Below are 14239 nucleotides of genomic sequence, written 5' to 3'. Positions count from 1 at the left end.
GATGCGTCGACTGCCCTCCGTGCCGAGGCCGGACTGGAAGAAGAAGATCGAAGAACAGGGCCTGGTTTTTTCCACCACCACCATGCCCGATGGCCGCAAGATCGAATACTGGAACGAATCGGCCTACTACGAATTCACCATGGACGAGGTGGAAACGCTGGAAAAGACCGCCGAGGACATGCACATCATGTGCTTGGAAGCGGCGAAATACCTCGCTACCGGTGCCATGGGCGACATCGGGATCGGGCCACAGGCGCTGGAGCTTGCCAGTGACTCCCTGCTGGCTGCGGACATGGACATCTATGGCCGCTTCGACTTCATCTATGACGGCAAGGGCGGTCCAGCGAAGATGCTGGAGTACAACGCCGATACCCCCACAGGGTTGATCGAAGCTTCGGTGGCCCAGTGGTTCTGGCTTCAGGACGTCTTCCCGGAAAAGGACCAGTGGAACGGCATCCATGAGGCCCTGATCCGGCAGTGGAAGAAGCTGCAGTTCCGCACCGGCATGAGCACCCTGCACGTGGCCCACTCCGAGGCTGAGGAGTCGGGCGAAGACTGGATGACGGCCGCCTACATGCGGGACGTCGCGAGCCAAGGCGGGTGGACCACCATCGGCATCAACATGTCCGATATCGGCTGGGACCCGAACCTCAACCGCTTCGTGGACCTGGACAACTTCATGATCAGCACCATGTTCAAGCTGTACCCGTGGGAACTCATGATGAAGGAGCCTTTTGGGCAACGGCTGCTGCAGCGTGCCCACAACCCACGCTGGGTTGAGCCTGCCTGGAAGATGCTGCTGTCCAACAAAGCCCTGCTCGCAGCACTCTGGCACCTCTACCCCAACCATGAGAACCTGCTGCCCGCGTACCTGGGAGACCCGGGTCCGCTCAAGGAATGGGTGGCCAAGCCGTTGCATGGACGTGAGGGCGACAACATCCGCATCCACGCCCCCGGGATCGACATACAGCAGCCTGGCGGTTACGGCCGCGAAGGCTGGTGCTTCCAGCAGTACCACTCCCTTCCGGACTTCGACGGCAACCACCCGGTGCTCGGCCTCTGGGTGGTGGACGGCGAGTCCGTGGGCTGCGGCATCCGCGAATCGGACGGCCCCATCACGGACTACTTCTGCCGCTTCGTGCCCAACACCATCGATGCCCCGGCGCCTGTGGCGCCCCCTGCTACTTCCTACGGAGCTGCCCTATGAGCACTGAAATTACGACGCCGGGTGGCGGCGCGGCGGGCGGCGACCGTTCCGCCGTCGTGCCTTCCAAAGGCCTCCGCGCCGGCATCCTGGACCTGGGCGACTCCGTCATGCTGGGCCTGGCCTCCACCGCGCCCGTGTATTCGCTGGCCGCGACGCTGGGCCTCATTGTGGCTGTCAACGGCAACTACACTCCACTGATCCTGGTCCTCGGCTTCATCCCGGTGCTGTTCATTGCCTATGCCTTCCGGGAACTCAACAGCGCCATGCCCGACTGCGGCACCACGTTCTTTTGGGCCCGCAAGGCCTTTGGTCCGTGGGCTGGATGGCTTGGTGGCTGGGGGGTTGCCCTCGCCGGGATCGTGGTGTTGGCCAACCTGGCCCAAATCGCCGGCAAGTATCTCTGGCTGCTGGTCGGCGACGGTTCCCTAGCGGACAACACCTGGTTGGTGACGGCCACGGGAGTGCTTTTCATTGTGTTCATGACGTACGTAAACCATCGCGGGATCCGGCTTGGCGAGCACGTCCAGCGCACCCTGACGTACATCCAGTACATTTCCTTGGGCATTTTCGCCGTGGCCATCGTTTTCAGGATCACCGGCGGCGCGCCTGAGGGGCAGCCGTTCGACATCGAATGGTTCAACCCCGCGGGGGCCTTCGCGGACCCAGGCGCCGTGGTGCACGGGGCTCTCCTGGCGCTGTTCATTTATTGGGGCTGGGACACGTGCTTGGCGCTCAACGAAGAAACCGAGAACCCGGCGAAGACCCCGGGCCGCGGCGCCGTCATTTCAGCCACCGTCCTCCTGGCCATCTACGTTTCCGTGGCGCTGCTGGTCATGATGTACGCCACCATCGGCACGGACGGCATCGGGCTTGGCAATGAAGCCAACCAGGATGACGTCTTCCTGGCCATGAAGGACGTTGTGCTGGGCCCCTGGGGTTGGTTGATCGTTGTTGCCGTGCTGGCCTCCGTCCTGTCCTCCACCCAGACCACCATCCTTCCGACTGCCCGCGGAACCCTGTCCATGGGTGTTCACGGAGCCCTCCCTCCGCGTTTCGGCAAGATCCACGAGCGTTTCCAGACGCCGGGGTTCTCCACGCAGGTCATGGGCGTGGTGGCCGTTGTCTATTACGTGGCCATGAGCTTCCTCAGCCAGAACCTGCTCTCCGATTCCATCAGCGCCATCAGCCTTTTCATCGCGTTCTACTACGCCTTGACCGGGTTCTCCTGCATCTGGTTCTTCCGTTCCACGCTGCGCGACTCAGCCCGCAACCTGTGGTTCCGTGGCATCCTGCCGTTGCTCGGCGCGCTGTCCCTGACCGCTGCCTTCTTCATCTCGGCCGTGCAGATGTGGGATCCGTCGTACGGCGACACCCAGATATTCGGCATCGGTGGCGCGTTCGTCAGCGGCGTCCTGCTCCTGGCCCTCGGCGTGGTGCTGGCCGTTGTGTGCAGGTTCGCGCCGTCCACCCGCGGCTATTTCACGGGCGAACGTGCCGAGGCTGGGATCGTCCGCGGCGAGTAGCCGCCTAGGATGCTGGAATGAGCGATTCAACGACGAACCCCTCCGACATCCTGGCGCTTGATTCCTTGTTGACGGCGGACGAGGTAGCCCTCCGTGACAGGGTGCGGGACTACACAGCGCAGCGGATCAGGCCGAACATCGCCCGCTGGTATGAGGACGCCGTCTTTCCCCGGGAAATTGCCCCTGAACTGGGTGAGCTTGGGGTGCTGGGAATGCACCTGGAGGGGTATGGATGCCCTGGCCGGACCGGGGTCGAATATGGCTTGGCAGCGATGGAACTGGAAGCCGGCGATTCAGGGATCCGCACCTTTGTCTCGGTGCAGGGCTCCCTCGCCATGACTGCCATCCATAAGTGGGGTTCCGAGGAGCAGAAAGAGCGATGGCTTCCACGGATGGCGGCGGGCGAGCTGATCGGCTGTTTCGCCCTGACGGAGCCGACGGCGGGTTCGGACCCGTCGTCCATGACCACGTTTGCCCGACGGACCGCCGACGGTTGGGTCCTGGACGGTGCCAAGCGTTGGATCGGCCTCGCCTCGATCGCCGACGTCATGGTGGTGTGGGCCAACACCGAGGACGGCATCCGCGGTTTCCTGGTCCCGGCGGGAACCCCGGGAGTGACCGCTACGCCGATCGAACCAAAGCTGTCGATGCGCGCCTCGATCCAGTGCGATGTGACGTTCGACGCCGTCGGACTGGGAGCGGACGCGATCCTCCCGGGCGCTGCGGGTTTGCGGGGGCCGTTCACTTGCCTGAACGAGGCACGTTACGGAATCGCGTGGGGCGCGATGGGTGCAGCACGGGATTCCTACGAGGCAGCCCTGGACTACGCGGGCGAACGTTTGCAGTTTGGCCGCCCCTTGGCCGGATACCAAATGACGCAGGAGAAACTGGTCAACATGCTGGTGGAGATCCAGAAGGGCACCCTCCTGGCCCTCCACCTGGGCCGTTTGAAGGATGCCGGTCACCTGCAGCCGCAGCAAATTTCGCTCGGAAAGCTGAACAACGTCCGTGAGGCCATCAAGATCGCCCGGGAGGCACGGACCATCCTGGGCGGGAACGGCGTCACGCTGGACTACTCCCCTTTGCGCCACGCCAACAACCTGGAATCTGTTCGGACCTACGAGGGCACGGACGAGGTGCACACCCTTATCCTGGGGCAGCACATCACGGGGATCGGGGCATTCCGCGGCTGACCGTCCCGAGTTGCGGGGCCCGCTCTACGCTTTCCCCGGCCGGAATACTGTGCAGAGCGGGCCCAACAAACGCCATCAAGCCACCGCGACTGGCACTTTCTTGGCGGCGTCCTTTCGGATGGTGGCGCTGATGACGGCCGCCACGGTGCACATGGCGGCTGCACCGAGCCACGCGTAGTTGTAGTGTCCCGTGGCGTCGCGTATGAACCCGGCTGCCAGTGCTGCGGCAGCGGCACCGAGCTGATGGGCTGCGAATACCCAGCCGAACACCACAGAGCCGTCAGCGCCGAACACTGACCGGCAAATCGCTGCTGTGGGAGGCACCGTGGCAACCCAGTCGAGCCCGTAGACCACCACGAAGATGATCATGCTCGGCTCTACCGATGAGCCCAGCAGCAACGGTAGAACCAGCAGGCCGATCCCGCGGAATTGGTAGTACACGGCCAGCAGGACCTTGGGGTTGAATCGGTCGGTGAGCCAGCCGGATGCGATGGTCCCCACGATGTCGAAAATTCCGACGACGGCCAACAGGCCCGCCGCTGTGGTTTCCGGCATGCCGTGATCGTGGGCCGAGGGGATGAAGTGCGTGCCGATAAGCCCGTTGGTGGTGGCTCCACAGATAGCGAACCCGGCCGCCAGCGCCCAGAAGGTACGGACTTTGCTGGCACGCTTGAGGACCTGCAGGGCACGCACGGCAGCGTTGGCGGAGTCGTGCGTTGCCGGCGACGCAACCACAGCGCCGGCTCCGCCTGACAGCGGCGGCGTGGTACCGGCGTCGGCGGCAGCGGCTTCCGCATTGGGTTCTTCTGCCCCATAAGGCAACACCCCGACGTCGGCCGGTGAGTTCCGCAACCAGCGCAGCACCAGCGGAACCACGGCGAGGGCACCCGCGGCAATGAGCAGGGAAGCACCCCTCCACCCGGGGTTCTGGGCGAGCGCTGCGATGAATGGCAGGAAGACCAGCTGTCCGGCTGCGCTTCCCGCGGTGAGGATCCCGATGACCAGGCCACGGTTCTTTGCAAACCAGGTGTTGGCAATTGTCGCGGCGAAGACCAGTGCCATGGATCCCGTGCCGAGCCCGATCAGCACGCCCCACGTGAGCAGGATTTGCCAGGACTGGTTAACGAAGACCGTCAGTGCCGAGCCCAAACCGATCAGGCACAAGGCAAGCGAGGTGACTTTGCGGATGCCGAACCGTTCCATCAACGCAGCGGCGAAGGGCGCGGTCAACCCGAACAGGACCAGGTTGATGCTGACGGCCAGGGACAGCACCGTGGTTGACCAGCCGAACTCCTGCTGAAGGGGGACCATGAGCACGCCTGGTGCCGCCCGGAACCCTGCCGCGCCAACAAGCGCCAGGAAGGCTACCGCGGCAACGATCCAGGCGGGATGCAGGCGTCGTCGTTTGCCCGAGGGAGCGCCTTTTGTTCTGGCGGGGGTTCCTGTGAGGTCGGGAGCGGTCATGCGGGAATCTCCGATGTGAGGACGGGAGCGTGGTTTTCGCGGGGTGCCACGGCGAGGGGAAGGGGATGGTCGCTCCGCTTGTAACTGTGCCAGCTGGTGTTGGCGGCAGTCAGTGCGACGCCGCAATGCGCGCAGGTGTCAGCCGACGATGTCGCTTGCCCACAGTCGGTATGGATGACCCGCATATGGGAGACCTCGTTCGGGGCGTCCAGGTGCTTTTCGGCCCAGATGATGATGGCGTTCAGGACTGGCAGCGCGTCCTCGCCTTTGGGAGTGAGGACGTATTCCTGGCGGGTACGTGCTCCGTCCTGGTACGGGCGTTGGACGAGCAAGCCGGATTCAACCAACCAGGCCAGGCGTTTGCTCAGGACATTGTCTGCCACCTCGAGCCGCCGTTTGATGGCGTCGAAGCGGCCGTTTCCAAAGAAGATTTCGCGGAGGACCAGGCTTCCCCATGGGTCGCCGAGGACATCCAGGCCGCGGGCGAGGCTGCACGTGCGGGCGGACCAGTCAGATCGGAGGGGCATGTGCACCAAAGTAGCTGACTTCTCTAAAGAAAGCCAGAGTCCCGGCACGCACCGGTGGTTTGCCGCGGTTTCATCATCGGTTCACCTGGACTGCCTAAGCTGGCGTGGTCAACCCTGACCATGAAAGGCCCCTTGATGTCCTCGCACTCCCCTGATTTGGTGAAACGTTCAACCGACGGCTCAGCCGGACTGTCCCGTCGTGGCTTCCTCGGCACCGCTGCCGCAGCCACGGCACTGGCCGCGACCGGATCCCTGCTGCCTCCCTCCGTCCAGGCGGCGATGGCCAAACCCGTTCCACCAGGAAACCTCCAGTCCATCAAGCATGTGATCGTGCTGATGCAGGAAAACCGTTCCTTCGATCACTACTTTGGTGCCCTTCGCGGCGTCCGCGGCTACGCCGACAAGTCCGTCACCCGCCTGCCCAACGGCAAGTCCGTGTTCGAACAGCCCCGCGCCACGGGGGAGACGGTGTTGCCCTTCTCCCTCCGCAAGGCCGCCGAACTCGCCGGACGGCCAGGCTCGGACATCCAATACCTTGGCGACCTGGACCACTCCTTCGCCGGCACCACCACGGCCTGGAACAACGGCTGGTGTGACAAATGGATTCCCGCCAAAAGCGCCTCCACCATGACGTTCTACGAGCGCCAGGACATCCCGCTGCAGTACGAACTCGCTGACACCTTCACCATCTGCGACGCCTACCACTGCTCCGTCAACGGCTCCACCAACCCGAACCGCACCTACCTTTGGAGCGGCACCACGGGCAACGAACCCGGGAGCAGCAAGAGGGCCGTCACCAACGCAGCCTACGGCTACGACCACGGCGGCTACGACTGGACCACCTACCCCGAGCGGCTGGAGCAGGCCGGTATCCCGTGGCGGATCTACCAGGACTGGGACAACTTCACGGACAACGCCGTGGAGTACTTCCAGACATTCAAGGCAATTGGCAGGAAGATGCTGGCCTCCGTAGACGGCAAGCTGCGCACCACCGAAGAGTTCTACGACAGCCTCGCCGGCAAGGACCCTGCAGAGCAGGATCGTCTCCTCGCCCAATTGGAAGCGGGCCGGAGCACACTGACCGATGCCGAAAGGTCGCTGTTCGACAAAGCCATGTGGAGGGGGCGCCCCAATACCCTCCTTGAACGCCTCAGCACCGACATCGCCAACGGCACTTTGCCACAGGTCAGCTGGCTCGTTCCGTCGGCGGCGGATTCCGAACACCCCGGAGCTTCCACGCCCGTGGGCAGTGCCAACTTCGTGTACCGCCTGCTGGATACCATTGCCAGCGATCCCGCGACATGGGACAGCACGGCCATTTTCCTGAACTTCGATGAGAACGACGGCTACTTCGACCACGTTCCGCCGCCGGTCCAGCCGCGCCCGGCCTCCGGCGAATCCACGGACTGGACCACCGCACGGCCTATCGGCCTGGGCCCGCGCGTCCCCATGACCGTGGTCTCCCCCTGGACGATTGGCGGCGTCGTCAGCTCCGAGGTCTTCGACCACACGTCCGTCCTGAGATTCCTGGAGCTATGGACCGGCGTCGAGGAACCCAACATCTCGCCATGGCGGCGCGAGGTCTGCGGCGACCTCACCGGTGTCTTCAACTTCGATTCCCCGGGCACGCCCCCAACCCTCGACCACCCCGCCCCGGTGCCCGCCAAGATCAGCCGCTGGCACCCGAATCCCCCTGCCGTCCAGGTTGCCCCGATCCAGGAAACGGGCGCCCGGCCTGCCCGGCCGCTGCCGTATCGGCCGCGGGTTTCCGCCACGGTCCAGCGGGGGAAGATCAACCTGGCCCTTGCGAACAGCGGGTCGCGCTCCACCCATTTCACCGTCTACGGCTACGCGGGCGAAGTCTCCGAACCCCTGCACGCGGATGTCACGGGCAGCCGGACCGTTGAACTCCCGCTGGCCACGGGAACGTTCGACGTCGTCGTCACCGGGCCCAACCGCTACCAGTACGAACTGAAAGGCACGACGGCGGGTGCCGCCTCCGGCGTCGACGTCGCCGTCACGGGGCGCCGCGGCAAGAAAGCCGTGGAAATCGAAGTGCGCAACGCGGGCAATGCGACCGTGACGGTTTCACTGGAGTCGTTGCAATACGTTGCCGGCAAGGAAACGGTGAAGCTCAAGCCGGGCCAGAGCAGGAAGATCGGCTGGGACACTGCAAACGGCTGGTACGACGTCCAGGTCACCGCCGCGGAGGACGGATCCTTCAGGCGTCGGCTGACCGGCCGTGAGGAAGACGGGCAACAGGGCATCTCGGGCTAGCGAGTTCCCCGTTCCCGCCTCTGTCCGTCACGCCCACCGTAGAAGGGTGGGTGTGACGGACAAGAGCGGGTTCACGCGATCGTTAGCCGATCTTGGCGAAAGCCTGCTCGAGGTCCGCAATCAGGTCCGCTGCTTCCTCGATGCCACAGGACAGGCGCAGGAGGTTCACGGGGACGGCCAGTTCTGTGCCCTTGACCGATGCATGGGTCATTTCCGAGGGGTAGTTCATGAGCGACTCGATGCCGCCCAAGGATTCCGCGAGCGTGAACACAGTGGTGTTCTCGGCAACGGTCCGGGCCGCTGCTTCGCCGCCCTTGAACTGGACGGAGACCATGCCACCGAACTTCTTCATCTGCTTCGCGGCGAGATCGTGGCCGGGGTGGTCCGGGAGGCCCGGGTAAAGCACCGCTTCCACCTCGGGACGCTGCAGCAGCCATTCAGCAACGGCCTGGCCGTTCTCGCTGTGGCGATCCATGCGGACGCCCAGTGTCTTCAAGCCACGGGTCGTCAGGAACGCGTCCATGGGACCGGAAACGGCACCCACTGCGAACTGGATGAAGCCGATCTTCTCAGCCAGCTCCGCATCCTTGACCACAAGGGCACCACCTACGACGTCGGAGTGGCCGCCGATGTACTTGGTGGTCGAGTGGACCACGACGTCGGCGCCCAAGGCGAGCGGGGTCTGCAAGTAGGGAGACGCGAAGGTGTTGTCGACCACCAGGAGGGCCCCGGCGTCGTGCGCTACGGCGGCGAGCGCCTCAATGTCGGTGATCTTCATCATCGGGTTGGACGGCGTTTCGACCCAGACAATACGTGTCTTGTTGGCCTTGACTGCCGCAGCTACGGCATCGAGGTCGGACATGTCCACGGGGGTGTTGCCGATGCCCCAGTCCCCCAGGACACGGTTGATGAGCCGGTAAGTGCCACCGTAGGCATCGTTGCCCAGCACGATGTGGTCACCGGGGCGGGCCAGCGCGCGGATCAGCGAGTCTTCGGCGGCGAGTCCGGAGCCGAAGGAAAACGCGGCCGATCCACCTTCCAGGGCGGCCAGCTGTTCCTGCAGTGCGTCACGTGTTGGGTTGCCACCGCGGCCATACTCGTAGCCGGACCGCAGGTTGCCAATGCCGTCCTGCGCGTAGGTGGTGCTGAAATGCAGCGGCGGAACAACTGCCCCGGTCCGGGGCTCGAAAGCCTGTCCCGCATGAACGGCTCGCGTGTTGAATCCGGCGTTGTTGTTGGCAGTCATGGAAGCACCTCTTTGTTTCTTGAAGGTTTGTTCGTTCAGCGGGTGGATCGGGCGCACGCTTAGTTGCTCAGGTACGCCAAAAGGTCGTGACGGGTCAGGATGCCCACCGGGGCCCCCGCGAAGGTCACCATGACGGTATCAACGTCGGACAGCAGCTCACGGGCGGCGGAAATGGTTTCCAGCGAGCCGATCACCGGGAGGCGTTCACCCATGTGTTCGGAGATCTTGTCCGCCAGCTTGGCTTCGCCACGGAACAGCTTGCTGGTGAGGCTGCGTTCGTCCACGGCACCCAGGACCTCGCCCATGACCACGGGCGGTTCCTGCGAGAGGACCGGGATGTGGGAGACACCAAACTCGTTCATGATGTTGATGACGTCGCGGACGGTTTCGTTCGGGTGGATATGCACCAGGTCCGGCATTTCGCCGGTCTTGGACTTCAGGACTTCACCCACCGATGCTTCCTCACCGCCGGAAAGGAAGCCGTAGGAGCGCATCCATTGGTCGTTGAAGATCTTGGCAAGGTATCCACGGCCGGAGTCCGGAAGGATCACCACAACCACGGCCGATTCGTCCAGGTCCTTGGCCGCCTCGAGGGCCGCAACCACGGCCATGCCGGACGAGCCTCCCACCAGGAGGCCCTCTTCGCGGGCAAGGCGGCGCGTCATGGAGAACGAGTCGGCATCCGAGACGGCGATGACCCGGTCCGGGACGGCGGGATCGTAGTTGGCCGGCCACATGTCCTCGCCCACACCCTCAACGAAGTAGGGCCTGCCGGTGCCGCCGGAGTAGACCGAACCTTCCGGATCCGCCCCGATGACCTTGACCGGGCCGCCGTCGGACTCTGCCCGGTCGGCTGATACCTGCTTGAGATACCGCCCGGTGCCGGTGATGGTGCCGCCGGTACCGGCGCCGATCACCACGTGCGTGACCTTGCCGTCGGTGTCGTTCCAGATCTCCGGGCCGGTGGATTCGAAGTGGCTGCCGGGAGCGGCAGGATTGGAGAACTGGTCAGGCTTGAAGGCGCCCGGGATCTCCTTGACCAGGCGGTCGGACACGCCGTAGTAGCTTTGCGGGCTTTCGGGAGCAACGGAAGTGGGCGTTACCACCACGTCAGCGCCATACGCCTTCAGGACCGCACGCTTGTCCTCTCCCACCTTGTCCGGCACCACGAAGATGCACTTGTAGCCCTTTTGCTGGGCCACGAGCGCCAAACCCACGCCTGTGTTGCCCGACGTCGGCTCAACGATGGTTCCGCCCGGCTTGAGCCGGCCATCCTTCTCGGCATCTTCGATCATCTTCACGGCGATCCGGTCCTTGATGGACCCGCCGGGATTGATGTATTCGAGCTTGACCAGGACGGTGGCTTTGATGCCGTCGGTGACGTGGTTGAGCTTGATGAGCGGCGTATTGCCGATGAGGTCCAACACGGACTGGGCGTACTTCATAGATACAAAGCTACCGCTTGCCTGCGCCCAGCCCTGCCTCAGCCATGTGGGCCGCCACCGCCGACTAGCTACCCGCCCCCGGATCCGTTTGCCAGAGGCCCATGATGTTTCCTTCGGTGTCCTTGAAGTAGGCGTACCAGCCCATGGTTGGTACCGCGTCTTTCCCTTGAACCACACTGCCTCCGGCCGACTCCACCTGCGCCAGGGCCGCGCCGATGTCATCGACGTCGATGGTCAGGATAGGAGTCCTCAGCGCCTCCGTCCGGGGAAACAGGGCACCGTTGATGGCGCCTGGCTCCTTGGGGGCACCGGTCTTCTCGTCGGATGGGGTGGTCATGGCGATGGTGTAGTCCATCCCCTGCATGGGGCTGAGGTTCAAGCCGAAAGCACTCTGGTAAAAGGTGTTTGCCCGTTCTTTGTCATCCGTGGGGATCTCGAAATGCACTATTGCGGCCATGGTTGGCGCTCCTTGTTCCTGGAAGTCTTTCCTGGGATGCGGCGCGGCCCACCCGTGCCACATCAGGGAGTCTAGACCCGGGCGGCCGCTGCCGTAAGGGGCTATTAGCTGCCGTAAGGGGCTATTAATGGGATTGTCAGCCGGGCGTGGGACCATGAAAACATGACCATCGCAGAAGCCCCGCCACGCATTGCGGCCGCGGCAGATGCAGCCATCAGGTGGCATCCCGGCAGTTCCTTCCGTTTGGATCAGACCATGTTCCCCCTCATGCGGGGCAATGCTGATCCATCCTTTGCGGCGCACTCCTCCGGTTACTGGATGGCGTTCACCGCTGCTTCGGGACCGGTTACGCTGCGTCTCTCGGGAGGCGGCCTCGGGGCCGGCTGCTTCGTGGATGCCCAGGCGTGGGGCCCCGGCGCCGCGGATGCCGTGGCCGCGGTGCCCAGGTTGCTCGGCGCCCACGATGACTGGACCGCTTTCGACGAACCAGCCTTCCATGCCACGCTCCCCCGCCTGGTCACAGAATCACGACGCCGGAACCTGGCTGTGCGGCTACCCTCCACCGGGCGGATGGTTGACTCATTGGTGCCCACCATCCTGGAGCAGAAGGTCACCACCTTGGAGGCACGGCGCGGGTACCGGTACCTGATGTACAGGTATGGAACGCCGGCCCCTGGCATGGCCCCCGCGGGGCTCCTCGTTCCCCCAACTGCCAGGCAGTGGTTGGCCATTCCATCGTGGGAGTGGCACAAAGCCGGAGTCGGGCCACAGCGCTCGGCAACAGTCATGCGGGCGCTGCAGTCCGCCGTCGCCCTTGAGCGTCTCGCGCAACTGGACTCAGCGGAAGCCGGAGCCAAGCTGCAGACCATCCCGGGCATCGGGATCTGGACGGCCGCCGAGGTGGTCCAACGAACCCACGGCTGCCCCGACTCGATTTCCGTGGGCGACTACCATTTGGCTTCCTACGTCGGATACGCGCTGACCGGACAGAAGACCGACGACGCCGGCATGATCGAGCTGATGAAACCCTGGCAAGGGCAGCGGCAACGGGTGGTCCGGATGCTGTACTTGAGTGGCTTCCGCAAACCCACGTTCGGACCCCGGATGACCGTGCAGGACCACCGCTCCCACTAAAGCGTTGCTTTAGAGGTGAAGGCGGGAGACCGCCTCTTGGCGCATGTCCACTTTCCGTACCTTGCCGGACACCGTCATGGGGAAGCTCTCGCGGACATCCACGTAGCGCGGGATCTTGTAGTGGGCCAGTTTGCCCCGGCAGTACTCGGCCAGGTCCGCGGCAGTCAGCGGACCGGCTCCGGGTTTGAGTATGATGCAGGCCATGAGCTCCTCGCCGTACTTTTCGTCGGGGACGCCGATCACCTGCACGTCCTGGATGGACGGGTGCAAGTACAGGAACTCCTCGATTTCACGCGGGTAGATGTTTTCACCACCGCGGATCACCATGTCCTTGATCCTGCCCTCGATCACTAGGTAGCCGTCCTGGTCCATGCGGGCGAGGTCGCCGGTGTGCATCCAACCCTCGGCGTCGATGGCCTCGGCGGTCTTGTCCGGCTGGCCCCAGTATCCCTGCATCACCGCGTAGCCCCTGGTGCAGAGCTCACCAATCACTCCCCGCTCCACCACCTCACCGGTTCCAGGGTCAACGATCCGGCTCTCGAGGTGCGGCATGGTCCGTCCCACGGTGCTGGTCCGCTGCTCCAACGTATCTCCGGCGCGCGTCATGGTGGACACGGGCGAGGTCTCGGTCATGCCATAGCAAATGGCCACATCCACCATGTGCATCTCATCGATGACCCGCCGCATAACCTCGATGGGACAAAGGGATCCGGCCATGACTCCCGTCCTCAAGGTCGAGAGATCATAGGAGTCGAAATCCTCCAGGGCCAGCTCCGCGATGAACATGGTTGGAACGCCGTACAGTGAGGTCCCGCCGAAGTCCTGCACCGCTTCCAGGGCCGCCGACGGGCTGAACCCACGGCTGGGAATAATAGTGGCAGCCCCGAAGCTCAGGGCATTCAGGTTGCCGATCACCATGCCGAAGCAGTGATAGAAGGGCACCGGGATGACCACACGGTCATGCTCTGTATAGTTCAGGAGCCTGCCGATCGAGTGCCCGTTGTTGAGGATGTTGTGGTGGGTCAGGGTGGCGCCCTTCGGGAAGCCCGTGGTGCCCGAGGTGTACTGCAGGTTGATGGGATCGTGCGGATCGAGTTCTGCCATGCGGTCGCGTAGCGCTGAGGGCGCGACGCCGTCAGCACGGGTCAGCAGCTCGGCGTAGGACAGTTCGTGGCCCGCTTCGGGGACGCCGGCTGTGAGTCCGTTCGCCGGGTCACCTGGGAGGAACACCACCTCGCGAAGCTCGGGACAGGAGACAGCCGCAGCACGCGCCATGCCGACGTAGTCGCTGTTTTTGTCCGACGGGGCAGTCACCAGCATCCGCATGCCGTTCTGCTTCACCACGAACTCCAGCTCATGGCTGCGGTATGCAGGATTGACGTTGACCAGCACCGCGCCGATCTTCGCTGTGGCGTATTGCAGGATGGTCCACTCGGCGCAGTTGGGGCTCCAGATACCCACCCTTTCGCCCTTGGCCACGCCTGTGGCCAGCAGCGCGCGGGCGAGGCGGTCGACGTCGTCGTTCAGCTTCTGGTAGCTCCAGCGGCGGGCGTCCCCTCCCGGTGTGGGCGCCGCCTCGATCAGGGCGTCCCGGAGGGGAAACCGGGCGGCGATGCGCTCAAAATTGGCACCAATGGTCTCTTCAAGCAGCGGGACGTCAGTGTCTCCGGCGGTGTAGGACAACATGACGGAACGCTACCAAGACAGTGCCCGCAACAGAACCGTCATCACCTCCAGCGCCGCCGTGTCCTGCCGGTAGGGTTGGA

The 14239-nt window shown here is 64.2% G+C and carries 11 protein-coding genes; 5 read left to right on the top strand and 6 right to left on the bottom strand.

Going from position 1 to position 14239, the window contains the following annotated elements:
- Position 1 precedes the first annotated feature (1 nt).
- From QRM57_RS09685 to QRM57_RS09675, 3 genes are read left to right on the top strand one after another with little or no spacing between them, the layout of a single operon-like run.
- Positions 2-1207, top strand: coding sequence for a glutathionylspermidine synthase family protein (locus QRM57_RS09685; RefSeq protein WP_284986435.1), 1206 nt, complete (start codon positions 2-4; stop codon positions 1205-1207).
- Positions 1204-2730: an APC family permease gene (locus QRM57_RS09680; protein WP_257370599.1), complete on the top strand. Its 1527-nt coding sequence runs from the start codon at positions 1204-1206 to the stop codon at positions 2728-2730. Before QRM57_RS09685 ends, QRM57_RS09680 begins: the two co-directional genes overlap by 4 nt.
- A gap of 17 nt (positions 2731-2747) precedes the next feature.
- Positions 2748-3923: an acyl-CoA dehydrogenase family protein gene (locus QRM57_RS09675; RefSeq protein WP_284986434.1), complete on the top strand. Its 1176-nt coding sequence runs from the start codon at positions 2748-2750 to the stop codon at positions 3921-3923.
- Positions 3924-3998: 75 nt separating this feature from the next.
- Here QRM57_RS09675 and QRM57_RS09670 read toward each other — a convergent pair whose 3' ends face one another.
- Positions 3999-5387, bottom strand: a complete 1389-nt coding sequence (locus tag QRM57_RS09670) for an MFS transporter (protein WP_284986433.1) — start codon at positions 5385-5387, stop codon at positions 3999-4001.
- Entirely contained in the window at positions 5384-5914 is a 531-nt protein-coding gene (locus QRM57_RS09665; protein ID WP_284986432.1) for a winged helix-turn-helix transcriptional regulator, read from the bottom strand. The genes QRM57_RS09670 and QRM57_RS09665 overlap by 4 nt, the downstream gene beginning before the upstream one ends.
- A 159-nt stretch (positions 5915-6073) precedes the next feature.
- Here QRM57_RS09665 and QRM57_RS09660 point away from each other — a divergent pair, with 159 nt between their 5' ends.
- Entirely contained in the window at positions 6074-8191 is a 2118-nt protein-coding gene (locus tag QRM57_RS09660; protein WP_284986431.1) for a phosphocholine-specific phospholipase C, read from the top strand.
- An 82-nt stretch (positions 8192-8273) separates the two neighbouring features.
- Here the strand turns inward: QRM57_RS09660 and QRM57_RS09655 are convergent, their stop codons facing one another.
- The 3 genes from QRM57_RS09655 to QRM57_RS09645 all read right to left on the bottom strand — a co-directional run bounded on the left by QRM57_RS09655 (position 8274) and on the right by QRM57_RS09645 (position 11339).
- Entirely contained in the window at positions 8274-9437 is a 1164-nt protein-coding gene (locus QRM57_RS09655; RefSeq protein ID WP_284986430.1) for a cystathionine gamma-synthase, read from the bottom strand.
- A gap of 59 nt (positions 9438-9496) precedes the next feature.
- Positions 9497-10882 (bottom strand): cystathionine beta-synthase, encoded by a 1386-nt coding sequence (locus QRM57_RS09650; RefSeq protein WP_235517193.1) that lies wholly within the window; start codon positions 10880-10882, stop codon positions 9497-9499.
- 64 nt (positions 10883-10946) lie between these two features.
- Positions 10947-11339: a VOC family protein gene (locus tag QRM57_RS09645; protein ID WP_284986429.1), complete on the bottom strand. Its 393-nt coding sequence runs from the start codon at positions 11337-11339 to the stop codon at positions 10947-10949.
- A 162-nt stretch (positions 11340-11501) separates the two neighbouring features.
- On the opposite strand from QRM57_RS09645, the gene QRM57_RS09640 reads away from it, so the two are divergent.
- Positions 11502-12473, top strand: coding sequence for a DNA-3-methyladenine glycosylase family protein (locus QRM57_RS09640; protein ID WP_284986428.1), 972 nt, complete (start codon positions 11502-11504; stop codon positions 12471-12473).
- Between the two features lie 9 nt (positions 12474-12482).
- Here QRM57_RS09640 and QRM57_RS09635 read toward each other — a convergent pair whose 3' ends face one another.
- A complete protein-coding gene (locus QRM57_RS09635; protein WP_284986427.1) occupies positions 12483-14159 on the bottom strand; it encodes an AMP-binding protein in 1677 nt (558 codons plus the stop codon).
- Positions 14160-14239 lie beyond the last annotated feature (80 nt).

Origin of the sequence: Arthrobacter sp. fls2-241-R2A-172, assembly GCF_030208885.1 — a bacterium.
GTDB lineage: Bacteria > Actinomycetota > Actinomycetes > Actinomycetales > Micrococcaceae > Arthrobacter.
This window is presented reverse-complemented; position numbering and strand designations above follow the sequence as displayed.